Below are 26434 nucleotides of genomic sequence, written 5' to 3' on the forward strand. Positions count from 1 at the left end.
GGACCTCTTATGAAGCATGATTTGCTGATCACACTCGATAAAGAACGACAGATACCATTTAGCCGTCAAATTTACGAGCAAGTTCGAAATGCTATCCATTCAGGAGCTTTAAGCGGGGGGGACCCCCTGCCTCCGTCTAGAACTTTGGCCAATCAGCTTGGCGTATCCAGAAGCGTGGTCCTTCAATCCTATGAGCTACTACAGGCAGAAGGGTATCTGGAGATGAAAAAAGGGGCGGGGACGTTTATTGCGGAGTTGACGTTGGAGGAGAAAGTTACAAAAGATTATGAGAGCCCTTACAATTTTATAACGAAGGGACCTGATATCCTTACGCTTAATCCTCCTTCTACTAGAGAAGTTGATCATTTGAACCCGGTGTTTTGCGATTTTCGACATGGTGTACCTGCTTGGGACGCGTTTCCTATGGATCAATGGCAAAAAGCTCTTATGAATGCTTGCCGCCGTGCCTCACCGGATACTTTAGGCTATGGCCCTGCGGAGGGTTCACTGGGACTACGCCGAGAGATTGCTCGTTTATTACGTTCCACGCGGTCTATGCCCGTTGTTCCAGAACAAATCGTGATTACTTCTGGAGCTACACAAGCTCTTGATATTTTATCGAGGATTTTCTTATTTAAAGGTGATCAAGTCATTGTTGAAGATCCATCACATAGCGTTGTACGTGAAATATTTTCTTTTGCTGGGGTAGAGGTCATACCTGTTAAAGTAGATCAAGATGGCATCTGTGTGGAAGAGATCCAAACAAACAGTGATAACGATAAAGAAGGTATTCTTAAAAAATCGCCAAAGCTAGTCTATGTTACGCCTTCTCACCAGTTTCCTTTTGGGACGACACTGTCCTTGAAACGAAGAGTTCAGCTGCTGGATTGGGCGAAGGCTAATCATGCTTTTATTATTGAAGACGATTATGACAGTGAATATAGGTACGAGGGTCCGAAATTATCCGCGCTTGCTGGTCTTGATGTTGAGGGTCGAGTCATTTATGTAGGCAGCTTTAGTAAAGTATTATTTCCTTCTCTGCGGATAGGTTATGTTGTGTTGCCTCCGGCTTTGCTTCAACCTTTTTTGGCCGTTAAATGGATTACAGATCGCATGTCTTCTGCTTTGGATCAGGAAGCGTTAGCTGAATTTATTCAGAATGGTCACTATGCAAGGCATGTTACACAGATGGGAAAGCTGTATGCTTCTCGTAGAGCCTGTCTAGTAGACAGCTTGAATACTGAATTTGGGAGTCGTGTGCGATATTATGGTGAGGAAGCGGGACTGCATTTACTGATAGAGCTGGAGTCGGATGCCGAAGAGAAGCGTATAGCTGAAGTGGCGCTCCGTTACGGAGTTCGCGTATATCCTGCATCTTCTTATTTTCTGGAGAGTAAACCTAAGGGACCTGTGTTTCTGGTAGGCTATTCTAATCTCACTGAGAATCAGATTAAGATGGGTGTGAACAGACTGATGTTAGCCGAAGCAGAAGCGACAGTTAGTTGTAGTCATTTATAATAGAAATGTTGGAACTTCATCATATTAACTTGAATGTTCCCTCTATAATTCATAATGAAAGGTGAAGTTATTTCTAATTCTGGAGGTTCTTATGAAACGCTACATGATAGGAATTGATCTCGGTGGAACGAATATTAAAGCAGGAATTTATGATAACGATTTTATTTCAGTAAAAGAAGTATCCACGCCAACAGAAGCTGCTAAAGGTCCATTACATGTGTTGGAACGGATTAGAGATGCAGTACGTTTGATTACGGTTGAAGCGGATATTTCGCTAGATTTAGTAGAAGGTATGGGAATCGGAGTGCCCGGATTACTTGATCCGGTAGCGGGCATTTCTTTTTTTTCGCCGAATTTTCCGGGATGGGAGCAAGTACATGTTGTTGACGAGATGAAGCAGTTTTACGATTTTCCTATTTTTATTGATAACGATGTAAGGGTAAATCTGTATGGAGAATGGCAGCAAGGTGCAGGCAAAGGTTACAACAATCTAGTTCTGATTACTTTGGGAACGGGTTTAGGGTCGGGTATCGTGAACAACGGGAAAGTAATCTACGGCACATCTTATAGCGCTGGTGAAATTGGGCATATGAATATGTACAGAAATGGACGACCATGTAAATGTGGGAGCTCTGGCTGCTTGGGTCGGTATGTGTCTGCGGTTGGCATGGTGAACACTTTTAAAGAGAAGCTGAAGGAAGGCCGAGCCAGCATGATTCAGACCTGGACTAATGATCAAGAAGAGCAAATTACCGCGCTAATGATATCTGAAGCCTACGAACTCGGAGACGCTCTCTCTATGGAGGTCATGCAGGAGACTGGAACTATACTTGGCTTTGGATTAGCAAATGTAGTGAATATGCTTAACCCTGATCTTATTATTGTAGGTGGGGGGATGGCAGCAGCGGGCGATAAATTGCTCCAACCTGTTAGAGAAACTGTAAATAAGCATGCGTTGAAGCTATCTGGAAGTAAGTGTGAAATTGTTCAAGCAGAGCTTGGGAGTCGGGCCGGAACGATTGGTGCCGCCTCTTATTTGTATAGTAAGCTTCATGAAGCAGAGTAACTGAACGTTGCTTGTTATTTTTATTTTGACATAGATTGGAACCAGACGGAGCCGCCCGGAATACAACAGTAATAAAATCCGTGGAGGTGCTCTTATGTTTGCAATCATGCAATTAATAGGTGGAGTGATTCTTTCAGTAGGATGGATTCCTCAGATTGTTCAGATCTTGAAGTCCAAATCCGTAGCCGATTTAAATTTGAAGTCGTATTTGCTTATGCTGCTTGGGATTAGTCTTATGGAAGCTTATGCGATCAGTTTGGCGGTTACTGGGGTAGGTTTAGCATTTTTGATTACGAATACGATGTCCTTATGTGTTGTACTGCTGGTTATTATTCTAGTGCTTAAATATCGAGCAAGATCATGATTGAAGTTAAGAAGGTAGGAAACGGAATGACGTACAGTTATCGAAAAGCCGCATCTGCGGACTATGCCACAATATGTGCTTTTCCTAAAGATTCAATGGAAGTGTTCTTTATGTCGCCTAAGCTGGAATATCCGCTTACTTCTGACCAATTAGAGCAGGCTGCACAAGACAGGGAAAAGCAAACTGTGATCTTAAATGAACGAGACCAAGTCATTGGATACGCCAATTTATATTACCAAAAAGAACAAGATTTATATTGGCTAGGAAATCTTATTGTTTCACCAGATTATAGAGGTAAGGGAGCCGCGGAGTATTTGATTCGTACCATGCTTGCTGCTGCTAAAGAGGACTTACAGCTTCAAGAGTTACATCTGGTTTGTCATAATGTGAATACTAAAGGGATGTTATTATACTCCAGGTTAGGATTTAAGCCGTATGAAATTGTCAAAAGAACAGGTCCTCATGAAACAATCATCGCCGGAATTTTTATGAAAATAGAGCTAACTTAGGTTAGTAAATGCGGAGGTACATTTGAGCGAAAAATATTTTACATACGAAATCGATGCAGTAACTTTTCAATTGCAAGAGCCTTGTGATTTTGCTTGGTTATCTAAACTTGGCAGGGTGTTCAAAGTGTTCGATCAGCAGGACTCGGGAAATCTTTCTTTTGGGGTGGAGAAGGAGGGTCAGAAGGTTTTTGTGAAATTTGCTGGAGCGAAGCCTTTGACTTATGATGGGAACCCCTCAGATGCAGTTGATAATTTGATTAAAGCTGTTCCGTTGTATAATGAACTTGAATCTAAATCGCTGATCAATCTGGTGTCACACTTTGAAGTTGGAGCGGGATATGCAGCGGTGTTTGAATGGTTTGAAGGTGAATGTTTACATTCGCATTGGCTGTTTTCGGGAGAAGCTAAGTTGAATCATCCGGAATCGCCTTTTTACCGCTATAAGCAATTATCTGTTGAAAAACGTTTAGTGTCCTTAGACGTAATTTTTGCGTTTCATGAACATGTTGAGTTGCAGGGTTATGTCGCTGTCGATTTTTACGATGGAAGTATTCTTTATAATTTCGCGAACGATGAAACAAGGATTTGTGATATTGATTTTTATAGACCTAAGCCAACTGTAAATGATCTGGGAGAGAACTTCTGGGGTTCATCCAGATTCAAGTCACCGGAAGAGTTTATCTTGGATGCACCGATTGATGAAGTTACCAGTGTATTCAATATGGGCGCAACAGCATTTGTTCTATTAGGAGGAGCCTCCGACCGGTCGTTTGCAAAATGGGAAGCGAGCCAAGCGCACTACGATATTGCTTTACGGGCGATTAGCCTGGAGCGTGAGCAGCGGTATCAGAGTGTAGCGGAATTTAAATTAGCTTGGGATAGAGCAGGGGATTGTTGAGGCGGGTGGGAAGTGAGAACTGCTTCAACTGCAAGATAAGAATGATAGCCCTGCTATTGTCACATGATATGATTTATAAATAGAACAAGCAGGAGGGGTTTCATTGAGGAGAGACATTCAACATGTTCCCTACGGCTATGAGCCACCGGTTGAACAACGTAAAGGGACATTAGTATTTTACGATTCTTTTGAACATATAACAGATCAGGAGCTTGTAATCGCGGCAAAAACGGCCACCGATCGGCGTTTCACTAAGCTAGTGCTATATCCGCTTCATGAAGAAACGGTGAGACGGATGACCAAAGAGCCGGTGAGCGCTTATTATAAGCGTGAGGACCGGCTGCATGAATGGAAGAGGGATCAAGGACTTAGCTTCATCACGATAGAGAGTTTGGAGGGGAAGCGAAAAAAATATACTCCCCTTGATTCTGCGCTTCGGCATCTTGCAGAAATCTATCCTTCGCCGATTTTTTTGTATTTAACACCTGAGCTGGCGAATCAGTTTGCGTCTTACTCCTCTTTTGAAGAGTGGATTGTAAAGATTCGGTTATTGTTGCCATCAGCACCTTCATCACTACATCCAAGGCTACTAAAATTTCGGCATCGGTGGGATGTCGTTGGAGAAGAGAAAAAGTAAACAGATTTAATGCGTGCTGCTCTGTTTACGTCTATAATTGTACATTCTCCACTGATAATGGATAAAACATCCGATGCAAAAACCAAGAATGGCTACAGTGGCTGCCACTGCAACAAGCGCTGTGAAAATATAGGCAGCAATCGTCCAGCCCGCGATGAAGCTGATCAGACCACCCGTGAGGCAGAAGACAGCAATCGTTTGGTTAAACTGTTGCTGTGACCAGTCTTCGAGTACATAGTGCGAACGTTCTTTTGTCAGAAACTTAGCAGCCAGTTTAATGATGGGATTATAACCGAACAACAGTCCGAGCAATCCGGCAAACAAGGGCAGCGCAAGAATCCAGTGCTGGCCTGTTAGCCATGTCAATATTACAGAAATGACGATAAACGCCTGATTAGTCTTTACTAATGGCCGTGGAATTCCTTTGGGCACGTCTTGCATTTTATTCACACCTTTCTCATTGGAATAATTATAGTATACGCTGAGGTTGAGGGAATGGGAAGTAGATTACTTTGAATTTAAGTAATTTATATGTTGACATATCTCTTTAAAATATGGTTCTATTATATAGACCAATTGTTATAATACAAAGGAAGTGTCAGCTTGTCGAACAAGCCGAATACGCGTGAGGCGATTCTCCACACCGCTTCGAAATTATTTTTTTCTCAGGGATATCATGCAACAGGCCTAAATCAGATTATTAAAGACAGCGATTCACCGAAGGGGTCTCTTTATTATTACTTCCCCCACGGCAAAGAAGAGCTGGTTTTAACATGCATTAACCGAATTGGTGAAATAGTTGCTCAGAAGATTAAGCATCATTTGGTGAGTGGCAATAATGCTGCTGAAGCGATGGAGGATTTCATTCTAGGAATGGCTAAAGATGCAGTAGAATCCTCATTCGAGGGGATTGTTCCGTTCAGTTTTTGGTTAGCGGCGGAGACCTCTTGTATTAGTGAGGAGCTGCGGACTGCATGTAAATCTGTGTTTATGGACTTGCAGGATGTGATCAAGAAACGCCTTCTGGAAGAAGGTGTGGAGAGCAACACTGCAGCCGATAAGGCTTCAGTAATAGTCTCATTATTTGAAGGAGCACTTCTTCAGACGCTGACTTTAAGGGATGAACAACCGCTTCTCGCGGCGGCAAAGATTATCCCTGCAATACTTGGTTAGATATAGAAAAATAGATAAGAATATCAGGAGGATTAAGAGTGGAAGCAACTATGCAAGGAAAGCAACAAAATGAAGTAAAGAAGTTTAAAACCATTCCGATTTTAGTCTCATTACTACTTGCAGGATTTATCGGAATGTTCAGTGAAACCGCACTAAATGTAGCTTTAAGTGATCTTATGAATGTCCTTCAAATTACTCCAGCAACAGCACAATGGTTGACGACAGCTTATCTGCTTACACTGGGGATTCTAGTCCCAATTTCGGGAATGCTCCTTCAGTGGTTCTCGACTAGACAGTTGTTTGTTGCTGCATTATGTTTTTCAATACTTGGAACGTTTCTAGCTGCAGTATCACCTAATTTTGAGTTTCTATTAACAGCTCGTGTGGTACAAGCAATGGGTACTGCGCTCCTATTACCACTAATGTTTAATACCATCCTTATCATCATTGCTCCTGAAAAACGTGGGGCTGCAATGGGGATGATTGGGTTGGTTATCATGGTAGCGCCAGCGATCGGTCCTACTATTGCTGGTCTTCTAATTGAAAGCCTTAGCTGGCACTGGATCTTCTGGCTGTCACTGCCATTCCTGGTGATCGCATTGATATTCGGGATCCTCTTCATGCAAAATGTAACGAAGGTTACGAAGCCGAAGATTGACATTCTCTCCATAGTGTTATCTTCAATCGGATTTGGTGGAATCGTGTTTGGTTTCAGTAGCGCCGGTGAAGAAGCTGGTTGGGGAAGTCCAAAAGTGATCATAGCTATCGTAGTAGGTGTGGTATCACTCTTACTATTCGGTTTGCGTCAAATGAAGATGAAGCAGCCTATGATTAATCTGCGAGCATTTAAATATCCGATGTTCTCCATTGGTGTGGCTATGGTATTTATTTGTATGATGGTTATCCTATCATCCATGTTGATTCTGCCGATGTATCTTCAACAGGGTCAAGGATATACAGCGTTCAAGGCAGGCTTGCTGCTACTTCCAGGGGGGATTATTAACGGATTGATGTCCCCGATCATGGGTCGTATGTTCGATAAGTACGGTCCGAAATGGCTCGTTATTCCGGGTCTAACTATTGCAGCGGCTGCCTTGTGGTTCTTCTCCAGTATTACTGTAGCTTCTACGGTCGTATTCGTAATCGTACTTCACAGTACCCTTATGATTGGTGTGTCGATGGTATTTATGCCTGCACAAACCAACGGAATTAACCAGCTGCCGCTAGAATTATATCCAGATGGAACAGCGATTATGAATACGCTGCAGCAGGTTGCTGGTGCGATCGGTACCGCATTAGCGGTCAGCATTATGTCCGCAGGTTCTAAGAATTATTTGAAAACTGTGGCCGATCCTGCCGATCCAGCGAATATGTTGCCTGCGTTCACGCAAGGCGTGCAAAATGCTTTTATTTTCGGAATGAGTATGGCGATTGTAGGACTAATACTTGCTTTCTTCATTAAAAGAGTAGTTGTGAATCATAAAATGAATACTTCAATGCATTAATAAATAAGGTAAACCGTTATCCCCTTACGCTAGATAGTGGTGAAAGTTCATGAACTTATGGACTCATCACTGTCGATCGGAGGGGACTTTTTTTGCCTACAACAAGAAAGAAGGGCCTCTCCCTGGTAGCATACAGAGAAGCGGCCTCCACCTAACTTCTTTTTAAGAAAAATGCTGGGCAATATTAGTCAGATACTCTTCTTCATCTGTAGTTTCTTTCATATGAATGAGCATTTTTGCATCTTCTCCAACGATGTACCGGAATTGACTTGTCCCATCTGTGGCGGCCTGATATATGGTTTCCGCAACGATTTCTGGAGGTGAAGCATAGTCAGGTTGTTTTTCCATCTCACCCAGCTTACCTAAAAATGCAGTCGTAAAGGGCTTATAATCTGTTAATGCCTCATTAAAAAAGAACTCCATCGATCTTCCACCAAAGTCCGTCTGAATAGCACCGGGTTCAATTAACTTTACTTTGATGTTTTGTGATGCTAATTCATAAGATACGGATTCAGAAAAACCTTCTACGGCGAATTTCGTTGAATGATACAGAGACATCGTAGGAAAGGTTACTTTCCCTCCCATAGAAGAAATATTGATCAGCAAACCATTTTGATTAGATCTAAAGTGGGGTAAGATGGCTTTAGTCATACTGATAAGTCCAAATACGTTCACTTCAAACTGTCTTCTGATCTGCTCATCTGTCGCTACCTCAATAAGTCCCATTGTTCCATAACCCGCATTATTGAGGAGGACGTCAATTTTACCGAAATGCTTAATTGCTTCCGCTAACGCAGGTTGAATCGTCTCTGCCTTCTCAACATCAAGCTGTAAAACCAATACATTATCAAGTGTAATAAGTTCACTTTCTTGTTCAGGTGAACGCATCGTTGCTACAACGTTCCATCCTCTTTCAGCAAAATGTTTTGCTGTAGTTCTCCCAATGCCAGACGAAGCACCCGTTATAAAAATTGTTTTCATTAACAATTCCTCCTAAAAGTTTTCTGAGAGTTACATCTTCACTTGGTACGTACAAAACTTACTTCGTAAGCACTAACTGCTCCATGTTTAACAAACCATCGGCGATGATTCTGAGTTTTGCTTTATATTCTTCTATGCCAATTTGGATACAGATAATCTGTGCTGGATGCATTTCATCTTTATGGAGCAAATGCTGCTCAAGTAATTGGTCTAACTTATTTTGTGATTCTTCTTGGGCTTGCTTCAACCAAATAATCACCTTGTCATACCCAACAAACTCACCAAAATATAGCCTCATCATAAAATCAGATTTCTTGATACTATCTGCCTCTAGTGGGGCTTGTAAATAGGCATTGAAACTATCTCTTCCTTTATCCGTGATGTTTAAAAGATTCTTGTTAGGCTTACCTTCCTGCTGCACATTTTCCTTAGTGATCAAACCCTCCTTTTCCATTCGAGCAAGTGTGGGATAAATCGTTCCATAACTAGAACTATAGAAATTAGAGAAGACATCCTCCAATAACTGTTTTATTTCATAACCAGTCTTCGATTCTTTCATAAGCATGCCTAAAATAACGTCCTGACTGTTCAAAACAAAACCTCCTAGTAGTTAGAAAAAATTGTATATCGCCATCACAATATATCAGATCAATATATATTGAGTCAATATATATTTAACGAATATATATCACTGTCATTCTATGCTACTACTTTACATACATAGATTTACGATGTATAGTTGTCCTAGGTATAACAGGCTAAATAATATTCGTGATAATCAGATGTAGGCAATGGAGTTTAGAGATCAGGAGGTGTAGACCGTTGAAAGTAAGTAAAGAAATGCTGAAGGGCAGTACAGGCACGTTGATTCTGACTCTTTTACTGGAGAAGCCATTATATGGTTATGAGCTGATCAAAGAGCTGGAGCTGAGATCAGAGGGTGTTTTTGCTTTGAAAGAAGGAACCTTGTATCCGATTCTTCATGCGATGGAAAGCGAACGTTGGGTGGAAGCTTATTGGATGGAGGTAGACGGAAGGAAGCGTAAGTATTATAGAATTCTGGATGAAGGTAAAGAGAAGCTCAAGGAGAAAAGGGCGGAATGGGTTTTGTTTAAAGGGGCAGTTGACTCTGTTCTGGGAGAGGGTGGTATATGATGAAAGAGAGGCAGCAGCAATTTTTGGATAAAGTATGTGCAGAGATTAAAGCGAAAAAAACTCACCCCGAGATACGTCTAGAATTAGCTAATCATCTGGAAGAATTAATCTGTGAAAAAGAAGCGACTGGCATGCCTAGAGATGAAGCAATAGCTTGGGCAATTGCACAAATGGGAAATCCGCAAACGTTAGGGAGGGAACTTCATCAAATACATAAACCACGAGTTCCTTGGGGATTGTTTGTCGTTATAGCTTTGTTGTCCGCGATTAGTTTGATCGGAATGGGCTCTGTGGATGCTGGCTATAGTGATATTGTTAAAGGTTCTTTTTTAGATAATGCGCTTAGACGGCAGTCGATTAATATACTTATTGGAATTGTTCTAATGTTTGGATTGTACTTCATTGATTTCAGAAGATTAAAGGGACTTTCTTGGGTGTTATATGGTACTTCCTTAATAGGTATTTTAGTGAGCATATTATGGGGGACTCAAGTTAATGGCATGAACTATGGTCCTAGGATTTTCTTGATTTTACCTGATATGACATCCTATCGTCCTTTTATGCTGATTGTCGCTCTAACAGGGATTCTAGTAAATCGTAGGGAAGCAGCTAACAAGAAAACTTTGCGAAGTGGGTTGTTCGAAGTAGGTATTCTGTTACTACCCGCTTTGTTTCTCCTCTCTTTAAATGCTCTTCCAGAGTTAGTGATGTATCTTGCCTATTCAATCGTATTGTATTTATGGATTATTCGCGATTGGTTAAAGAGTGTCGTGTTGTTAGGGTTCTTTTTGATAATTGGACTGATTTTTATTATTAAAAGTGACTACTTGCTGGCTAGATTCATAAATGCTATAAACCCATCTCTAGATCCGGAAGGTTATGGGTATATTTATCAAGTCATGCGTGAAGTTTTAAGTTCAGCAGGGTGGTGGGGTCACGGGTTCGGATCAATAGAACAAAAGCTGCCGTATGTCTACTCTGATATGTTGCCAGTCTATCTGATCCATTGCTTTGGTTGGGCGGGTGGATTGCTTCTGGCAGCTGTTATAACCTGGCTTTTGATTAAGCTGCTTTCAACGATACGAGCGATTCGTGAACCTTACGGACAAGCACTTGTTGTTGGCTTAGCATTTTTTCTTGCGATAAGATTTGCCTACGGTCTTGCTGTTTTGAGCGGGGGAATGATGCTGACATCAATTCCATTTCCGTTCCTCAGCTATGGGAGTCATGTGTGGTTTGAATATGCTGCCATTGGACTTTTGATGGGCATTTATCGCAGGAAGGATATTGGAGGCGTCCAAGAGAATACAGTACTAGGTTAGATTCAGGATCTTCCCGTATGTCCATATATTAAGTACAATTACACATATGGCAAAAGGAGGTCATGGATTGAACTGGAAAAAAGCAAGCTTATTAAGTATTGCTATAACTATTGGTTCAGTGACGGGATTAAGTACTTGGGGCATAGAGCCAGTACTTGCCGCCACGGCAACGGAATCTGCAGGCGTTTATAATCAATTTCAGCAGTATGTACAGAAGCCGACATCTCTTGCTAACGCACGTAATTATTTAATTAACCATATCAAAGAAGTGGATACCTGGACAGCGACTCAGATGACACTTCAGCTCGAGAATGCACAGAAGGCGCATTTAATTGTATACTCAGAAAAGGTTTTTCCGGACAAGGTGCAGAAAGAGATAAATAGTGCTTTTTCCAAAAACAAAAATCTAACCTTTACCGCACTTCTTAATACGATCAACGATTCCAACGTACGCAATGTGTTAATTGAAGGCCGAGATAAGGGATATAAGCTGGAGACCAGTGAGGGCATGTACTATCCGGTGATGCATTATGAGGGATTTAAGATCTTTAAGCCTTCTGTTACGAAGGACATCGCAGCTTATATTGACATCATGGCCACCGAATCTAATCAACCGAGTGTATCTGATGCAGCGATAGTAATCAGTTGGACCGAGTTAACGAGTAGAGCGCTTGCAATAGAGGATTTTGTGACGAAATATCCTGCTTCTAACCGTTCAACCGCTCTTCAAAAAGAACTTCTTATTGCAACGTCTCGCTTATTATATGGAACAAGTAATACACCTGCATACGACTATGATGAGCAAGTTATCAAGCCAGAAGTAAAAAAGGCGTATGAAAATGCACTAAAAAATAGCAAGGTTGATACTAGAATTCTTTCGATTTTAGAAAAGCTACTACAATTACTTAATTCCACGAATAATAAATTCACTCCAGTAATAGAAAAATTTCTAGTTGAAACCGTAAACTCGTAATTATTAGAGTATGTGAAGACAACACCTGAGAAGAGGCTGGATTAATTGAGAATAGGATCAAGAAGAACAAGAATCGCAGTTTTCGCAGTTGTGCTGTCGTTGTGGACAAACAGTATGTTTATGGGTAGTGCAGAAGCCGCTTATGTCGGTTCTTCAACGGACTCCGTGCTGCAGCAGATGCAACTTGCGAAGAAAAATCATTTACCGCAAGGTTTTGTCTATTTGGATGAAGTGATTCCTACGGCACAATATGAGATTCGTTACTACGGGGACAACAATTTTGTTGGGAAGCGGATGGATGGTTATAAGGCGCCTTTAGCAATATTCTCGCGGACAGCGGCAACGGCTTTAAAAGCGGTTAGTGAGGATTTAGCGAACAAAGGTTATATTCTTAAAATTTATGATGCTTATCGCCCGCAGACGGCGGTGAATCATTTTGTAAGATGGTCGCAGAATGCCGCAGATACTAAGATGAAACAGCAATATTATCCGCGACTGGATAAACGTAATCTATTTAAACTTGGTTTTATTGCTAAAAAATCAGGCCATTCCAGAGGTAGCACCATCGATTTAACGATCGTAAATAAAGAAACGGGAGCCGAAGTAGATATGGGCAGCCCGTTTGATTTTTTCGGAGACATCTCCTATTATGATACACCCTTAATCAACAAGACTCAGAAAGCAAATCGCGCGATCCTCAAAGAGGCAATGGTACAACAGGGATTTAAACCTTACAGCAAGGAATGGTGGCATTTTACATTGACGAAGGAACCTTATCCTAAACAATACTTTGACTTCAAAGTGGAATAACCTAGAACTTGAATGTCCATGTAAGAACCGATTCACTTTTTTTGTTGAGCTTGACTACCATTAGGATTAGCAGATGCTGGAAACGCACATAATACTAATAGTCAAAAAAAGGGAGGTTTCGAACGGATGAACAAAATCGCGGTTGTTGTAGTGCTAAGTGTACTGTTATTGGTAAATGGATTTGGAGGAACTACCTATTCTACAGCTTGGGCAGATGTAAGTGAAGTAAAGGTAGTTTTGAACGGTCAGGTTCTAAAAGCAGATCAATATTCAGCCTATCCTAACGGTTCTACGGTAATGATTCCCCTTCGAGAAGCAACAAGCGTCTTGAAATATCAAACCACTTATCAAAAAAGCACGGACACCATTACCTTAACTGGAGTCAAACAAAAGATTGAGTATAAGGTAGGAGACGACCATATTACCATTAATGATAAAGAGAAAAGAGAATTTAAGGATAATGTTGTGTTTAAGAAGGAACACTTATATGTTCCCCTCTCTTTTTTCACTAGCATAGGACTAGTTGCCTCCTATAATGCTGACGCTAATCTAGTGGAAGTTTATGCGCCTGAGGTTACAGCAAGTGTGATCGCTGGATTGCTAAGCACTGGACAATTTCAAGAATTAGAGAATCGATTCTTTAGTGATGAAATGAAGCGTTCGCTTTCCGTCCCGGGTTTACAGAAATATTGGGCTGAATTTACGGCACGAGCAGGTACATATCATGGCATAAAGTCTACGGAAAGTAGTCAAAAAGAAGATCAAGTGTCCATACAATGTGTACTTGGCTTTGCTGTGACTGAAGCCTCTCTGGAGTTTGTTCTTAATAAGTCTGGTAAGATTATTGAATTAAAGGGAAACCTTCCTTCCATTTAGTGAAAGAATATTAATGATACCGTTTCAGGCACAACAGGCTATGCGTACGTTCCTTAAGGAAATTTCTTAAGGGGACCATGCATAGTCTTTTTTGATTGGATTAACATTCTGAGAGGAACGTAAATACAATGTATTTTTATTGTAAAAAAGGGTTTTATTTGTTGACTTTCGCCTTCATCGAAGGTAAATTAAAATTTGAAATAATCGTTAAAGCATTTAACTAAATTAGAGAAAAGAGTGGAGCACTGGATGACAAAATCAATAACTGGGAGTAGCCACACAGAAGAACAGCCATTCTCGCTAAGAGCTATCATCCCCCCGCTTCTTGCAATTATCGTCGGTATGATAATGGTTATTCTGGATGGTACGGTGGTTAATGTAGCAGTTCCCAAGCTCGTGGACTACTTCGGTTCCGATCTCCAAACGATTCAGTGGGCGATTACAGGGTACACATTAGCTTTAGCGGCTGTAATACCGCTCGCAGGCTGGATGACGGATCGCTTCGGTTCTAAACAAGTGTTTCTGGTGACGCTCACGTTGTTCATTCTTGGCTCCATGTTATGTTCCGTTGCTCAAACTTCTTCGCAGCTTGTTATTTTTCGTGTGATCCAAGGACTTGGTGGGGGGATGGTAGCTCCTATTGGGATGGCTATGGTGTTTAAGTTAGCTCCAGCAGAACGAAGAGGGTCGATTATGGGGATGTTAGGGATTCCCATGTTGCTTGCTCCTGCCCTTGGCCCAATTTTGTCCGGATGGCTTGTTGAATACGTTAGCTGGCATTGGATCTTCTTGATCAACGTGCCGATTGGGATTGTTGGTATTATTCTTGGCGTTAAGTACCTACCTAGGACGGAGAAGATTGGGAAAGGCAACCTCGACATATTAGGCATAATACTGGCACCGATTGCGTTTTCAATGCTAGCTTATGGAGTAAATGAAGGTGGAGCGAATAGTTGGTCATCGACTCCGGCAATCCTCGGATTATCTGTTGGGGGCGTTGCACTAATTCTATTTATAATCGTTGAACTGCGGCATAAACAGCCTTTGCTGGATCTGCGCGTGTTTCGCTCCTCAGATTTCACCCGCGGCATTATTTTAACTTGGGTCATGCAGGCCGCATTGTTTGGTTCCATGCTGTTCGTGCCGCTATACTTACAGCAGATTCGGGCGTATACACCACTAGAAACGGGATTAATACTGCTTCCACAAGCTTTAGCATGTGTAATCGGCATGCCGCTTGGCGGCAAACTGTTTGATAAGATAGGGGCACGACCGCTGGCTTTTGTGGGTCTGAGCATTATTACGGTTACCTTATTCCTACTGTCAGGAATTACGATAAATACTAGTCTAAACTTAATTATGACGTATCTTGGTTTATTAGGATTTGGAATGGGTATAGCGATGATGCCACTCAATACACATGTTCTGAATGCAGCACCGCGTGAATTAGTGAGCCGTGTTACATCGCTTACCGCAGCGGCACAGCAGGTGGTTGTGGCCTTTGCTGTAGCAGGCTTGACGGGTTATCTGACCAGTCAAATCACTGTGCATATGGGTGCTTTGGAAGCAGGGAGCAATCCTTTGACAGCTGCAGTTCTAGGCTTCGATGATGTATTCTTCCTGTCTGGCTGTATTGCTGTAGTCGGAGTATTGATGTCGATTATTCTGCGCAAGCCTAAGCTTTCTTCGAGTGATTCCTCCTCCGAAGAAGGCCAGAAGGCGGATGCAGCAATGATGATGGGGCATTAATTCATAAGATTAGATGATAAAAAGGCGTCGTTCAGCTTGCCTAGCTGACGACGCCTTTTTTGTATTAGAGAATCTATCTATAGATGTTCTGGTTTCTTCTGAACCAACGCTGGGGTTAGAGACAATTTACCCAGCAGCTCAGAGGCCACGATCCCCAGTAGAACAAGGGCTGCGCCAGCATATCCTTGCATCGATAGCTTTTCTGCGGCGAACCAATAGCCAAACAACGCTGCGAATACCGGCTCAAGGGAGAAGATCAGTCCGGTGCGTGATGGGGAAGTATATTTTTGAGCAATGGGTTGCAGGATGAAGCCACAGGCACTACAGAGAATCCCAAGTGCGAGGATCGCAATCCATGCCGGTAAAGTCGAAGGAAGCGAAGGTGTCTCGAACAGTGCAGATAACACTAAAGCAAAGCCTCCGGCAAAACCCAACTGTAAGATTCCAATATTCAGAGAATCACACTCTTTTACAGCCTTGCCTGTAAATAAGATCTGTACCGCATAGAATACCGCCGAAAGAATACAAAGGAAGTCACCTGGCCCAATCGATAGGGTTGCGTTTAAGGTAAGGAGTCCAATTCCAGCTATAGCGAGTATGGAGCCGAAAACCTGCGCAGATGCGATTCTCTTTTTGAAAATAACTCGATCTAATATCGGTACAAAAATGACCGTCAAGGCAACTAAAAATCCAGCGTTGGAGGTTGTTGTAGTCTTCAGTCCGAAGGTTATGCATGTGAACACGCCGAGGAGTAAGAATCCGAGTAGAGCACCATATTTTATTGTTTTGATGTCTACTTGTCTTAATCGTTTGTGGAAGATCACTGTGGCTAATATAAAAGCAAGTCCGAAGCGGAGTGCAATCAGATTGAATTCGCCTAATGTACCTAAACCCATTTTCATAAATATGTAGGAGGAGCCCCAAAATAATGTTACAACTAACAGCAGCAGCTCAGCTTTGAGCGGTTTCATCTCGTCATCATCCTTCTTTATCTTCAACTCAACATATTATAATACGGCTCTATACATAAGGTAACTGAATGTTTATCATAGGATACATGAGTAAAACTTATGCAACTTATAAAGGTGAGGGATAGAGGTTGAGCATTAATAAGTATGAGATTTTTCTAAAAGTTGTGGAGCTGGGGAGCCTAACCAAAGCAGCAGATGTGCTGGGCTTTACGCAATCTGGGATTAGCCACACGATTAGCAGCTTGGAGATGGAGTTTGGTTTCACGTTATTAATTAGAAATAGATCTGGGGTTAAATTAACGGTCAACGGTGAGCAAGTACTGCAGCCGATCCGTGAAATTCTAAAGTGGAATGAACAATTGAAGCAGGAAGTAGCGGATATTCATGGGCTAGAGGTCGGGACCATTACCATTGGGACGTTTACCAGTGTATCCGTACATTGGCTGCCAGGGATGATTAAGCAATTCCGCAGTGAATTCCCCTATATAGAAATTAGGTTAATGGAGGGGGGTTACTTAGAGGTAGAACAATGGATTGAGGCCGGAGTTGTTGACTGTGGTTTTATTTCTCTGCCTACCCGTGAGAAGTTCGAAGTGATTCCCTTAAAAAAGGACCGGATGTTAGGTATCGTTTCCAAAGATAACCCGCTTAGCGCAGAGCCGTTTCTGTCATTATCCCAAATTGCGAAGGAGGATTTCATCATCCCGAAGGCAGGTTCAGATTATGATGTCAGACGTGTGCTGGATAAGGCAGGCATCAAACCGAATATTAAGTTTTCAGCGGGTGATGACTATGCCATTATGGCAATGGTGGAGAAGGGGCTTGGGATTAGTATTTTGCCAGAGCTGGTATTAACGCGTCAGAATTATAATGTAACCATGCTTGAATTGGAGGAACGAAGTTTTAGATCGCTTGGAATCGCTGTACACTCCATGAAATACGCTTCCCCTGCTACTAGAAAATTCCTAAAGCATGTGCAAGCGTGGTTGATGGGGAATCCCTGAATAGTTAGTAATCCAATTCAAATGCTCTCAATCCCCTGATTCGATTCAGGGGATTTATTATTAATAAATATCCAAAAATAGGGTTGACGAAGGGCATGGTTCATGAGAGAATGTACGCGCGTACATCTAAATGAATACGCTTTCGTAGGAGGGATTTCTATCGCCAGCCGTAAAGAGGTTGCCGAGCTTGCCGGAGTCTCAGAAGCCACAGTCTCTCGTGTGTTAAACAACGTAGGTCCGCTCAAGGAAGAAACGAAGGAACGTGTGTTGGCAGCTGCGCTCAAGCTGGGATATACCCCTAGTTCACTCGCGCAGAGCTTTGCTCGTAGAAGAAGCGGGCACCTTGGTGTAGTAATGCCTTATTTGCCAAATGCACGCTTGTTCTCCACTTATTATTTTTCTGAAATATTAAGTGGAATTGGGAGTAAGGCGCGAGAAGAGGGTTATGATCTGCTAATGCTCTTTCGAAATGCCGAGGAGCCCATGGATTATTGCGGTTTGTTTAAGATGCGGAAGATCGATGCTTGCATTGTACTCGGTGCCAAAGAAGAGCCTGGTGAGCTGGATTCACTTCGTCGTTTGAAGGAGGAACGTTATCCATTTTGCCTGATTAATCAGCATTTTGAAGAAGAAGCTTTTCACGAGGTGGATGCTGATCATGTCGAAGGAAGCTGGCAAGCGGTCAGGCACTTACTGGATCAGGGCTTTACAAGAATTGCCTTTCTAAACGGGCCAGCATCTTATTCGAACAGCCGAGATCGTTTAACGGGTTATGCACGCGCTTTGGAGGAGTCTAACCTTCCGTTGGATGAATCGCTTTTATTCGAAGGCAATTTCAGTCGTAAAAGCGGTGTTATGGCTGCTAAGGAGATGTTACCTCTGCTGAATGAGATTGATGCAATTGTTGCCGCCAATGATCGAATGGCCATTGGATTGCAGCAAGGCTTGCAGGCGCTAGGTATCCCAAGGGATCATATTCCAGCTATCGTGGGATATGATGATTCAGATGCCGCTGAGCTTACTACACCGGCCTTAAGCAGTGTGCGAGTTCCCTTTTATGAGCTAGGTGAAATCGCTGTGGCTAAGGTATTAGAATTGCTGGGGAATAGCCTCTCAGAAACCTCATCATCCTCCCAAGTCATCCAGATTAAACTACCGACAGAACTAGTTATTCGAGCTTCATCCATAATTATGAATCCTAAGGAGGAATAAGATGAAACAGCTTCGCATTGGAATGATCGGTTACAAATTTATGGGTAAAGCGCATAGTAATGCTTATCGCAGTTTGCCAATGTTTTTCCCGAAAGCGCTTAAACCTGAAATGTCTGTGATTTGTGGACGGAATCCTGAAGCGCTTGAGGAAGCTGCCGCTCAGTTAGGTTGGGCGGATTGTGTAACGGATTGGAAGGAATTGATCGCCCGTAAGGATGTCGATCTTATTGATATAAATGCTCCAAGTAACGCACATAAGGAGATTGCTCTGGCAGCAGCCAAAGCTGGTAAACATATTTTTTGTGAAAAACCACTCGCGTTGACCTTGGCGGATTCCCGTGAGATGCTGCAAGCCGCTGAAGATGCAGGGGTTACACATATGGTTGGTTTTAATTATCGCTTTTCACCTGCGGTTAGACTGGCTAAGAAGCTTGTAGAGAGCGGGAGGCTGGGGGAGATCTATCATTTTCGGGCTTGGTTTCTGCAAGATTGGATTATAGATCCGGAATTCCCGTTAGTTTGGAGATTGCAGAAGGAGATTGCAGGTTCAGGGTCACATGGAGATCTAGGTGCGCATTTAATTGATTTGGCACATTTCTTAGTGGGTGACGTGAAGGAAGTAATCGGCATGAGTGAGACCTTTATAAAAGAGCGCCCACTCGCCGCTGAAATGACCGGATTAAGCGCCAAAGGTGATAAGGATGCCCCAAAGGGTAAGGTTACCGTTGACGATGCCACATTGTTTTTAGCCCGTTTTGAAAATGGTGCCATGGGTAGCTTTGAAGCAACCAGATTCGCAGCAGGTCATCGCTCTACCAATTCCTTTGAAATCAACGGAAGTCTTGGCAGTGTGAAATTCGACTTCGAGCGGATGAATGAATTAGAAGTCTATTTGACTTCAGACGCTGAGGATGTACAGGGTTTTCGGCGCGTGCTGGCTACAGATCCTGCGCATGAATATGCAGAGGCTTGGTGGCCGCCGGGTCATACGATTGGGTTTGAACATACCTTTATTCACGAGATGTTGGAGCTTTCCAACGCGATTGAAGAAGGACGTCAGCCTGTTCCTAATTTCCATGATGGGGTGAAATGTCAAGCTGTGCTGGAAGCTGTAGAACGCTCTATTGATGAGCGCCGCTGGGTCGATTTATCTGAGATGTAATCTATCATAAGGAGGCGTGCTGAAGATGAGAAAAGCATTGATTGTATGGGGCGGTTGGGAGGGTCATGAGCCTGAACAGGTCGCTGATATCTTCGCTAAGGTATTGCAAGAGGAACAGTTTGAAGTGGAGGTATCGAACACGCTTGAGGCTTTTGCCGATGCGGATAAGCTTCTTGGATTAGATTTGATCGTTCCGGTATGGACGATGGGTACAATCGATCAGAAGCTGGTGGACAATGTCTCGGCTGCTGTGCAGCAAGGGACAGGGCTTGCAGGTTGCCATGGTGGGATGTGTGATTCTTTCCGAAATAATGTAGATTGGCAGTTTATGACGGGAGGGCAATGGGTAGCTCATCCTGGCAATGACGGTGTGAACTATACTGTCGAGATTCGTCAAAGCTCAAGTCCATTGGTAGAAGGATTAGAAGATTTCAGCGTGTGTTCGGAGCAATATTATCTCCATGTAGATCCAGCTGTAGAAATACTAGCAACGACTCGTTTCCCAGATGTAGAAGGTCCTCATTCGTACAATAAAGCTGTAGATATGCCGGTAGCTTGGACAAAACGTTGGGGGCTCGGCAGAGTTTATTATAATTCTCTTGGTCATCATGCGGATATTGTAGCTATGCAACAGGTAAAGGAAATGATGCGCAGAGGACTGCTATGGGCGGCTGAAGGCAAAGCCCTTACACAATCCAATCTTTCAACGGTAAGTACCAGCTATAGCGGAATGGCAGACAGTCAATAAACAGTGGGAGCGATCAACGAATGGATAAAGTCAAAGTCGGAATTATTGGCTGCGGTAAAATCAGTAGTATCTATATGGAGAATTGTCAAAAGTTCGAGATCTTGGATCTAGTTGCGTGTGCTGATTTAGATTTGGCTAGAGCACAGGAACAAGCGGATCAATACAATATTCCTAACGTTTATACCACAGAGCAGTTACTGAATGATCCGGAGATAGAGATTGTAATTAACCTGACGATTCCAGCTGTTCATGCGGAGGTATGCCTGAAAGCCATTGAAGCGGGTAAACATGTGTACGTTGAGAAGCCGCTGGCTGTGACGAGAGAAGAAGGACGTCAAGTTCTGTCTGCTGCTCGTGAACAAGGCGTGCTTGTGGGCAGCGCACCGGAAACCTTCTTCGGATCGGGCATTCAGACCGTATTGAAGCTGATCGAGGAGGGCGTAATTGGCGAACCTGTTGCAGCTACATCCTTTATGATGGGCCGTGGACATGAGCATTGGCATCCAGATCCTGAATTTTATTATGCCGCAGGTGGAGGACCCATGTTCGATATGGGGCCGTACTATTTGACAGCATTGGTGCAGTTGCTCGGACCTATTCGTACGGTTAGCGGAATGACTGGAAAAGCGCTGGAAGAACGCACGATTACAAGTGAGAAGAAATTGGGGAATAAAATTCCTGTGCAAATACCGACCCATGTAGCTGGAACATTAAGATTTGAGAATGGAGCCATAGCAACGCTGATTACTAGCTTTGATATCTTTGGCGGAAGTAACCTGCCGCATATAGAAATCTATGGAACACTTGGAACGATTCAAGTGCCGGATCCTAATAATTTTGGAGGTCCGGTGAAATACCGGCTTATGGGTGAGAATGAATGGACGGAGCAACCACTGTTATCTGGATATGATCAAAATACTCGTGGAATTGGTCCAGCGGATATAGCTTATGCCATTCGGACGGGAAGACAGCACCGCGCTAGTGGAGAATTGGCTTATCATGTACTAGAAGCGATGTGGGCGTTCCATGATTCTTCAGATGGTCATTCATTCTACGAAATGGAGAGTACCTGCACTCGTCCTGAAGCGCTTCCGATTGGGCTCGCTCCTTATACACTGGATTAGAGAAATCATTCTATTACTGCAACCTATCACTTCCAATCTCCGTTTGAGAAAATAAAGAGTGAGGGAGTGAAAAGGATGCGGATCAAGATTAGCGGCTGGATATGGATTTCTGCTGCTATCCTGTTTATAAGTAGTTGTTCAGAAGATCAACAATCGAACAAGGAGCCGGCTCCAACTGCTGCAATTACTGCAACTCCAGATATCTTGGGTACTGCGAGCGATGGAATAGAAGATCCTGAAGCGGTTAAAGCTTTCCTATCTGCTCAGAAGATTCCTAACGGAGATATCTATCTACAGGATAATAAGGTTCATATCAATATAGTGGGTTTGAACTCGCAGATTGAGCAGCGGTTTGCTCAGACTTTCGCGGCAGGTACTTATGAGCTCCATGATGTTAAATATTCGATGCAAGAGTTATTAGCTGCACAGGAGCTTTTGCATAAACAAGAACTCTACCAGAAGCTTAATCTATACGGTTCCAGTGTGGATACGATTGGTAATAAAGTAACGATTACAATACCGTCTGATTATGCTGAAACAGCCATACATGAGATAGAAAAATGGCTCGCTTCCGATATGTTGACTTACGACATTTCAGAGATAGGCGAACCACATGTAATAGGTCAAATCGTAGATATCGATACCAAACAGGCGAAGCGGATTCTGATTCTGGAGCCTGGAAACGAAGAGCCCTCTTACTGGTTCTCATTTAATGAGAAATCTGAAATGTACAATGAAGCTGGGGAATCGATCCATTTTAAGGATTTGAAAGTAGGGCAGCAGATTAAGCTATGGAGTACTGGTATGGTGGCTGAATCCTTTCCTGCGCAAGCAAGTGTGCGGCGGATGGAACTTGCTGCTACGGAATAATCCTATAGCCAGCACCGTTTGGTAGGGCAAACGGTGCTATTTTTCGTGTATAGAGACCGAATCTCCTATTTTCGAACCCCTGAAGGGGTAATCCCTTTATATTGCTTAAACAGCTTGGTAAAATAATTAGGATTATCGCAGCCCACTTTTCCAGCAATCTCCGTCACTGTGAAATCGGTCTGAAGTAGCAGCCGTTCCGCTTCATTTACTCGGCACAGATTGACATAATCGATGAAGGTCCGACCCGTTAGCTTCTTAAAGGTTTTGCAGAAATGATACGGATTTAGATTTACAGATTTGGCGGCGCTCTCAATGGTCATTTTCTCATCAAAGTGGTTCTCCATGTACTCCAGCAGTGGCTTGAAACGCTCGCGGTTGAAGGAATGACGTTCATTCGTGTTACTAGCAGCCTGCTCAGGCAAAAAGGTACGGGAAAGAAAAACAAAAAGCAGATGCAGTTGATTTTTGATGATTAATTGAAAAGCAGGACATTTCTGATACACTTCATCTACGATGGTGTCCAGCAAGGAGTAGTAAGTGGAGCAGGTTGGAACAAGCGCCGCAGGTTTAACCGGAAGTTGATATCGGTTCTCTAAATAGGGAGCTACGAATTGCTCGTGCTGTGGATCTTGCTTCCAATCCTTAAATAAAGAACGATGAAATACGATGGATATAAAACGAACATGATCTTCCCGCAGACTGTACCCAACATGTAATCCCCCAGAAGGAACGAATAATACCTCTCCGGGATGTAGCTCGTACGGCTTACTGTCTATGTGAAAGATGGCACTGCCTTCCTGCATCATGATGATTTCGAAATGCTCATGCCAATGAAGAAACAGAATGTTCTGGCCGGCTTTTGCATATCTGCATTCATTAAAAAACAATCGAAACGGATAGTTGCTTCCTTCTAATTGAGGGTATTCTTTAAGATCATTGGGATAGCTCATAATTCACTCAACTCCCACAAGATACGACTATATAAACACAAGATAATAAGAGTTTTAAGCTCAAAAGCAGGTTATACTCGGATTATAGAACTTACTATAAACCAATATTGGAGTGGTCACAAGATGAAGGATACAATGCGAATTGGAACATTAGTGGGTGGTGGAGATGCTGTCAGAGTGATCCCGCAAATTGTAGGACATGGATTTGAATCTTTTAGCTTAACCTTCTGGCAAACTACAGGGGAAACAGATCTTGTGGAAACTGGAAAGCGTGTACAAGAACTAGCGGCAGAACATGACTTTGTGATCTCCACCGTTGGGATCTTCGGCAATCCATTGACGAATGCGGGTGATAATTCCGATGTACTAGCGAGCTGGGAGCGACTGATTGATCATGCTCATTTGTTCGGAACGGATATGGTATCAGGTTTTACGGGAAGGTTGCCAGGGGTGTCCATTGATGAATCCATTCCGAAGTTTACTGAGGTATTTGGAGAGTTGTCCAAAAGAGCAGCGGATCGCGGTTTGAGAATCGCCTTTGAGAACTGTTCAATGGGTGGAGACTGGGAATCAGGTGACTGGAATATTGCTCACAATCCATTATCTTGGGAGAAGATGTTCAACGCTGTACCTGCTGACAATATTGGACTCGAATGGGAGCCATGTCATCAGATGGTGCAGTTGATTGATCCGATACCACAGCTACGTAAATGGACAGATAAGATCTTTCATGTACATGGCAAGGATGCCACAATCGCATGGGATATCGTAAAAGAGTATGGAATCCACGGCCCTAAGCCTTATGTATGGCATCGTACTCCGGGCTTTGGAGATACGAACTGGACGGATATCATTTCTATTTTGCGTCAGGCAGGTTATAAAGGCACCATTGATATTGAAGGCTGGCATGATCCAGTTTATCGGGATGAGCTGGAGATGATGGGACAAGTTCATGCTTTGAACTATTTAAAACAATGCCGGGGTGGTAGCTTTGTACCTAATCCACTTTAACCGTTGAGGGGGAGAATGATGACAGCACAGTACCGTGTAGCGGTTGCAGGTTGTGGAGGAATGGCTAACGCCTGGATTGAATACGCTTTATCACGTTCCGATATTCAAATTGTTGCCCTTGTAGATATACGGCTGGAGTCAGCTCAAGCGATGGCCGCGAAACATGAAATTCCCTGTCTGACGTTTACTGACATTAAACTGGCGATCCAGGAGACCGATGCAAATCTAGTTTTTGATGTAACCGTTCCAGGAAGTCATTTTAATATTTCTAGCACTGCATTAGAGCTGGGTTGTAATGTGTTTAGTGAAAAACCTTTAGCTGAGACGATGGAGGAATGTAATAAGATCGTTGAGATCTCGGAGCGAACCGGAAATGCTCATGCCGTGATGCAAAACCGCCGTTACGATCCTCGTATTCGTTCTTTAAGAACAATCATCGAATCAGGTACGATTGGAAGAACCGGATTTATCGGTGCAAGCTTTTTCCTCGGCGCTCATTTCGGAGGTTTCCGTGAGGTCATGGCAAGTCCGCTGCTGCTGGACATGGCGATTCATACCTTTGATCAGGCCCGTTTCATTAGTGGTGCGAATCCTGTATCTGTTTACTGTCAGGAATTTAATCCTCCTGGTTCATGGTATGAGGGAAATGCATCGGCAGTATGTATTTTTGAGATGTCGGATGGTTCCATATTTACTTATCAGGGGTCTTGGTGTGCGGAAGGTGCCTCTACCTCATGGGAAGCAGCTTGGCGGATTAATGGGGAAAAAGGAACTGCGATTTGGGATGGGCATGATTTGCCATATGCAGAAGTAGTCGCAACAGGAGACCAGAGCGATAAATTTATTCGCGACGTTGAACGTGTAAATGGCGAAGTGATTGCGATGAACAAGACCTTCCATCACGGCTGTCTGGAGGAAATGTTCCTGTCGCTAGCAGAGGGACGTCCTGCAGAGACGAATTGTCGAGATAATCGTTATAGTATGGCAATGGTATTCGGAGCGCTGGAAAGTGCTAAAACAGGCCGGAAAATTAATCTGGTGGAGTTCATGAATACCGCAGAGCTGTGAGAAACCCTTTGTTAATTTTATCCAAACGCTAATGTTCATGTTATGATAGATAAGAACATTATTCGGGGAGGATATTATGTACAAAGCCATTATATTTGATCTAGATAATACTTTAATAAATTATAGTACTTGTGAAATTGAAGCAATGAAAAGAACCTGTACCGATCATAATCTCTTTGTAGAAGATACTGATGCGTGGTCTTTATTTTATGGAGAGTTCTCAGATCATAATTTTCGCCATTGGATGAACTTTGTGGGTGGTGGTGAGGTGAAGACCATAGGAGAGGTATTGAGATATTCTTTTAGAGACACGCTTAAACAGGAAGAACTACTGCACAGTAAACTGTCAGATACTTATTGGAATTATTTTTGCAATTCCTGTTATTTTGAAGAAGGAGCGGAACAGATCTTAACCTCTTTTAAAGATAAATATGCGCTGGGAATCATCACCAATGGGATCAGTGAGGCACAAAGAAAAAGACTGCAAGCTGGTAAGATCTATGAAATATTCAAATCCATTATGATCTCCGATGAAGTGGGCATCCGAAAACCTGATAAACAGATTTTTGAAATGTCTTTAAAAGATCTCCAGCTAAGCAATCATGAAGTGCTGTTCGTTGGTGATTCTTTACAGGATGATTACCATGGTGCTGTGAATTCTGACATTGACTTCTGCTATTACAATCGTCAAAATATAGAGATTCCTAAAGACCTCAAGCCTAACTATATGATTAGTTCTCTTTTGGAGCTTAAAGATGTAGTGGGGTTGTAGCCATGA

At 42.9% G+C, this 26434-nt stretch carries 28 protein-coding genes; 23 read left to right on the forward strand and 5 right to left on the reverse strand.

The window, feature by feature from the left end; genetic code table 11:
- Positions 1-9 precede the first annotated feature (9 nt).
- The 6 genes from pdxR to ACN6KS_RS13355 all read left to right on the forward strand — a co-directional run bounded on the left by pdxR (position 10) and on the right by ACN6KS_RS13355 (position 4992).
- Positions 10-1518 (forward strand): MocR-like pyridoxine biosynthesis transcription factor PdxR, encoded by a 1509-nt coding sequence (pdxR, locus tag ACN6KS_RS13330; protein ID WP_440962179.1) that lies wholly within the window; start codon positions 10-12, stop codon positions 1516-1518.
- Between the two features lie 91 nt (positions 1519-1609).
- Entirely contained in the window at positions 1610-2584 is a 975-nt protein-coding gene (locus ACN6KS_RS13335) for an ROK family protein (protein ID WP_440962180.1), read from the forward strand.
- 94 nt (positions 2585-2678) lie between these two features.
- On the forward strand, positions 2679-2948 hold the full coding sequence (locus ACN6KS_RS13340; RefSeq protein WP_094874158.1) for a PQ-loop domain-containing transporter: 270 nt from the start codon (positions 2679-2681) through the stop codon (positions 2946-2948).
- Positions 2945-3457: a GNAT family N-acetyltransferase gene (locus ACN6KS_RS13345; RefSeq protein WP_440962181.1), complete on the forward strand. Its 513-nt coding sequence runs from the start codon at positions 2945-2947 to the stop codon at positions 3455-3457. Before ACN6KS_RS13340 ends, ACN6KS_RS13345 begins: the two co-directional genes overlap by 4 nt.
- 22 nt (positions 3458-3479) lie before the next feature.
- Complete coding sequence (locus ACN6KS_RS13350; RefSeq protein ID WP_440962182.1) at positions 3480-4355, forward strand: serine/threonine protein kinase; 876 nt, start codon at positions 3480-3482, stop codon at positions 4353-4355.
- A 103-nt stretch (positions 4356-4458) separates the two neighbouring features.
- Positions 4459-4992: a hypothetical protein gene (locus ACN6KS_RS13355; RefSeq protein ID WP_440962183.1), complete on the forward strand. Its 534-nt coding sequence runs from the start codon at positions 4459-4461 to the stop codon at positions 4990-4992.
- 6 nt (positions 4993-4998) lie between these two features.
- Here ACN6KS_RS13355 and ACN6KS_RS13360 read toward each other — a convergent pair whose 3' ends face one another.
- The gene (locus tag ACN6KS_RS13360) at positions 4999-5433 is read right to left on the reverse strand and encodes a DUF4395 domain-containing protein (protein ID WP_076298904.1); all 435 of its coding nucleotides are present in this window, start codon (positions 5431-5433) and stop codon (positions 4999-5001) included.
- 162 nt (positions 5434-5595) lie between these two features.
- Here ACN6KS_RS13360 and ACN6KS_RS13365 point away from each other — a divergent pair, with 162 nt between their 5' ends.
- Together ACN6KS_RS13365 and ACN6KS_RS13370 are read left to right on the forward strand one after the other, a co-directional pair.
- The gene (locus tag ACN6KS_RS13365; protein WP_094878284.1) at positions 5596-6165 is read left to right on the forward strand and encodes a TetR/AcrR family transcriptional regulator; all 570 of its coding nucleotides are present in this window, start codon (positions 5596-5598) and stop codon (positions 6163-6165) included.
- A gap of 50 nt (positions 6166-6215) precedes the next feature.
- Positions 6216-7670 (forward strand): DHA2 family efflux MFS transporter permease subunit, encoded by a 1455-nt coding sequence (locus ACN6KS_RS13370; protein ID WP_094874181.1) that lies wholly within the window; start codon positions 6216-6218, stop codon positions 7668-7670.
- Between the two features lie 162 nt (positions 7671-7832).
- On the opposite strand, the gene ACN6KS_RS13375 is transcribed toward ACN6KS_RS13370, so the two are convergent.
- Entirely contained in the window at positions 7833-8651 is an 819-nt protein-coding gene (locus ACN6KS_RS13375; protein ID WP_094874164.1) for an SDR family oxidoreductase, read from the reverse strand.
- Between the two features lie 58 nt (positions 8652-8709).
- On the reverse strand, positions 8710-9243 hold the full coding sequence (locus ACN6KS_RS13380) for a PadR family transcriptional regulator (RefSeq protein ID WP_440962184.1): 534 nt from the start codon (positions 9241-9243) through the stop codon (positions 8710-8712).
- 230 nt (positions 9244-9473) lie between these two features.
- Between ACN6KS_RS13380 and ACN6KS_RS13385 the strand changes: the two genes are divergently transcribed.
- The 6 genes from ACN6KS_RS13385 (at position 9474) to ACN6KS_RS13410 (ending at position 15536) form a co-directional block, all read left to right on the forward strand.
- Complete coding sequence (locus ACN6KS_RS13385; protein ID WP_179281746.1) at positions 9474-9806, forward strand: PadR family transcriptional regulator; 333 nt, start codon at positions 9474-9476, stop codon at positions 9804-9806.
- Complete coding sequence (locus ACN6KS_RS13390; RefSeq protein WP_440962185.1) at positions 9803-11128, forward strand: FtsW/RodA/SpoVE family cell cycle protein; 1326 nt, start codon at positions 9803-9805, stop codon at positions 11126-11128. The genes ACN6KS_RS13385 and ACN6KS_RS13390 overlap by 4 nt, the downstream gene beginning before the upstream one ends.
- 67 nt (positions 11129-11195) lie before the next feature.
- On the forward strand, positions 11196-12101 hold the full coding sequence (locus ACN6KS_RS13395; RefSeq protein ID WP_440962186.1) for a hypothetical protein: 906 nt from the start codon (positions 11196-11198) through the stop codon (positions 12099-12101).
- Between the two features lie 45 nt (positions 12102-12146).
- Positions 12147-12911: a M15 family metallopeptidase gene (locus ACN6KS_RS13400; protein WP_218832625.1), complete on the forward strand. Its 765-nt coding sequence runs from the start codon at positions 12147-12149 to the stop codon at positions 12909-12911.
- Positions 12912-13037: 126 nt separating this feature from the next.
- A complete protein-coding gene (locus ACN6KS_RS13405) occupies positions 13038-13787 on the forward strand; it encodes a stalk domain-containing protein (RefSeq protein ID WP_440962187.1) in 750 nt (249 codons plus the stop codon).
- 249 nt (positions 13788-14036) lie between these two features.
- Positions 14037-15536, forward strand: coding sequence for a DHA2 family efflux MFS transporter permease subunit (locus ACN6KS_RS13410; RefSeq protein ID WP_440962188.1), 1500 nt, complete (start codon positions 14037-14039; stop codon positions 15534-15536).
- 77 nt (positions 15537-15613) lie between these two features.
- On the opposite strand, the gene ACN6KS_RS13415 is transcribed toward ACN6KS_RS13410, so the two are convergent.
- On the reverse strand, positions 15614-16507 hold the full coding sequence (locus tag ACN6KS_RS13415) for a DMT family transporter (RefSeq protein ID WP_094874170.1): 894 nt from the start codon (positions 16505-16507) through the stop codon (positions 15614-15616).
- A 128-nt stretch (positions 16508-16635) separates the two neighbouring features.
- Between ACN6KS_RS13415 and ACN6KS_RS13420 the strand changes: the two genes are divergently transcribed.
- The 6 genes from ACN6KS_RS13420 to ACN6KS_RS13445 all read left to right on the forward strand — a co-directional run bounded on the left by ACN6KS_RS13420 (position 16636) and on the right by ACN6KS_RS13445 (position 22627).
- On the forward strand, positions 16636-17511 hold the full coding sequence (locus tag ACN6KS_RS13420) for a LysR family transcriptional regulator (protein WP_440962189.1): 876 nt from the start codon (positions 16636-16638) through the stop codon (positions 17509-17511).
- 102 nt (positions 17512-17613) lie between these two features.
- The gene (locus ACN6KS_RS13425) at positions 17614-18723 is read left to right on the forward strand and encodes a LacI family DNA-binding transcriptional regulator (RefSeq protein WP_440962190.1); all 1110 of its coding nucleotides are present in this window, start codon (positions 17614-17616) and stop codon (positions 18721-18723) included.
- 1 nt (position 18724) lies between these two features.
- Positions 18725-19885, forward strand: a complete 1161-nt coding sequence (locus ACN6KS_RS13430; RefSeq protein ID WP_094874172.1) for a Gfo/Idh/MocA family protein — start codon at positions 18725-18727, stop codon at positions 19883-19885.
- A 25-nt stretch (positions 19886-19910) separates the two neighbouring features.
- A complete protein-coding gene (locus ACN6KS_RS13435; protein ID WP_440962191.1) occupies positions 19911-20633 on the forward strand; it encodes a ThuA domain-containing protein in 723 nt (240 codons plus the stop codon).
- Positions 20634-20653: 20 nt separating this feature from the next.
- Positions 20654-21757 (forward strand): Gfo/Idh/MocA family protein, encoded by a 1104-nt coding sequence (locus tag ACN6KS_RS13440; RefSeq protein ID WP_280786043.1) that lies wholly within the window; start codon positions 20654-20656, stop codon positions 21755-21757.
- A 75-nt stretch (positions 21758-21832) separates the two neighbouring features.
- Positions 21833-22627 (forward strand): DUF3221 domain-containing protein, encoded by a 795-nt coding sequence (locus ACN6KS_RS13445; protein ID WP_440962192.1) that lies wholly within the window; start codon positions 21833-21835, stop codon positions 22625-22627.
- A 65-nt stretch (positions 22628-22692) separates the two neighbouring features.
- On the opposite strand, the gene ACN6KS_RS13450 is transcribed toward ACN6KS_RS13445, so the two are convergent.
- Entirely contained in the window at positions 22693-23577 is an 885-nt protein-coding gene (locus ACN6KS_RS13450; protein WP_440962193.1) for a helix-turn-helix domain-containing protein, read from the reverse strand.
- Positions 23578-23700: 123 nt separating this feature from the next.
- On the opposite strand from ACN6KS_RS13450, the gene ACN6KS_RS13455 reads away from it, so the two are divergent.
- From ACN6KS_RS13455 to ACN6KS_RS13465, 3 genes are all read left to right on the forward strand, one after another.
- Entirely contained in the window at positions 23701-24588 is an 888-nt protein-coding gene (locus tag ACN6KS_RS13455) for a sugar phosphate isomerase/epimerase family protein (RefSeq protein WP_280786046.1), read from the forward strand.
- An 18-nt stretch (positions 24589-24606) separates the two neighbouring features.
- Positions 24607-25656 carry a Gfo/Idh/MocA family protein gene (locus ACN6KS_RS13460; RefSeq protein WP_440962194.1) on the forward strand — a complete coding sequence of 350 codons (1050 nt, stop codon included), beginning with the start codon at positions 24607-24609 and terminating at the stop codon, positions 25654-25656.
- 76 nt (positions 25657-25732) lie between these two features.
- Entirely contained in the window at positions 25733-26428 is a 696-nt protein-coding gene (locus ACN6KS_RS13465) for an HAD family hydrolase (protein WP_341134636.1), read from the forward strand.
- Positions 26429-26434: the final 6 nt, after the last annotated feature.

The organism is Paenibacillus nitricinens (assembly GCF_052056485.1).
In the GTDB taxonomy this organism is placed as follows: Bacteria; Bacillota; Bacilli; order Paenibacillales; family Paenibacillaceae; genus Paenibacillus_AQ; species Paenibacillus_AQ nitricinens.

Bases quoted from the DNA above. Each gene is read 5' to 3' on its own strand.
- pdxR (WP_440962179.1), top strand. From the start codon at position 10: ATGAAGCATGATTTGCTGATCACACTCGATAAAGAACGACAGATACCA.
- ACN6KS_RS13335 (WP_440962180.1), top strand. From the start codon at position 1,610: ATGAAACGCTACATGATAGGAATTGATCTCGGTGGAACGAATATTAAA.
- ACN6KS_RS13340 (WP_094874158.1), top strand. From the start codon at position 2,679: ATGTTTGCAATCATGCAATTAATAGGTGGAGTGATTCTTTCAGTAGGA.
- ACN6KS_RS13345 (WP_440962181.1), top strand. From the start codon at position 2,945: ATGATTGAAGTTAAGAAGGTAGGAAACGGAATGACGTACAGTTATCGA.
- ACN6KS_RS13360 (WP_076298904.1), bottom strand. From the start codon at position 5,433: ATGCAAGACGTGCCCAAAGGAATTCCACGGCCATTAGTAAAGACTAAT.
- ACN6KS_RS13370 (WP_094874181.1), top strand. From the start codon at position 6,216: ATGCAAGGAAAGCAACAAAATGAAGTAAAGAAGTTTAAAACCATTCCG.
- ACN6KS_RS13375 (WP_094874164.1), bottom strand. From the start codon at position 8,651: ATGAAAACAATTTTTATAACGGGTGCTTCGTCTGGCATTGGGAGAACT.
- ACN6KS_RS13390 (WP_440962185.1), top strand. From the start codon at position 9,803: ATGATGAAAGAGAGGCAGCAGCAATTTTTGGATAAAGTATGTGCAGAG.
- ACN6KS_RS13405 (WP_440962187.1), top strand. From the start codon at position 13,038: ATGAACAAAATCGCGGTTGTTGTAGTGCTAAGTGTACTGTTATTGGTA.
- ACN6KS_RS13410 (WP_440962188.1), top strand. From the start codon at position 14,037: ATGACAAAATCAATAACTGGGAGTAGCCACACAGAAGAACAGCCATTC.
- ACN6KS_RS13415 (WP_094874170.1), bottom strand. From the start codon at position 16,507: ATGAAACCGCTCAAAGCTGAGCTGCTGCTGTTAGTTGTAACATTATTT.
- ACN6KS_RS13425 (WP_440962190.1), top strand. From the start codon at position 17,614: ATGAGAGAATGTACGCGCGTACATCTAAATGAATACGCTTTCGTAGGA.
- ACN6KS_RS13430 (WP_094874172.1), top strand. From the start codon at position 18,725: ATGAAACAGCTTCGCATTGGAATGATCGGTTACAAATTTATGGGTAAA.
- ACN6KS_RS13435 (WP_440962191.1), top strand. From the start codon at position 19,911: ATGAGAAAAGCATTGATTGTATGGGGCGGTTGGGAGGGTCATGAGCCT.
- ACN6KS_RS13440 (WP_280786043.1), top strand. From the start codon at position 20,654: ATGGATAAAGTCAAAGTCGGAATTATTGGCTGCGGTAAAATCAGTAGT.
- ACN6KS_RS13445 (WP_440962192.1), top strand. From the start codon at position 21,833: ATGCGGATCAAGATTAGCGGCTGGATATGGATTTCTGCTGCTATCCTG.
- ACN6KS_RS13450 (WP_440962193.1), bottom strand. From the start codon at position 23,577: ATGAGCTATCCCAATGATCTTAAAGAATACCCTCAATTAGAAGGAAGC.
- ACN6KS_RS13455 (WP_280786046.1), top strand. From the start codon at position 23,701: ATGAAGGATACAATGCGAATTGGAACATTAGTGGGTGGTGGAGATGCT.
- ACN6KS_RS13460 (WP_440962194.1), top strand. From the start codon at position 24,607: ATGACAGCACAGTACCGTGTAGCGGTTGCAGGTTGTGGAGGAATGGCT.
- ACN6KS_RS13465 (WP_341134636.1), top strand. From the start codon at position 25,733: ATGTACAAAGCCATTATATTTGATCTAGATAATACTTTAATAAATTAT.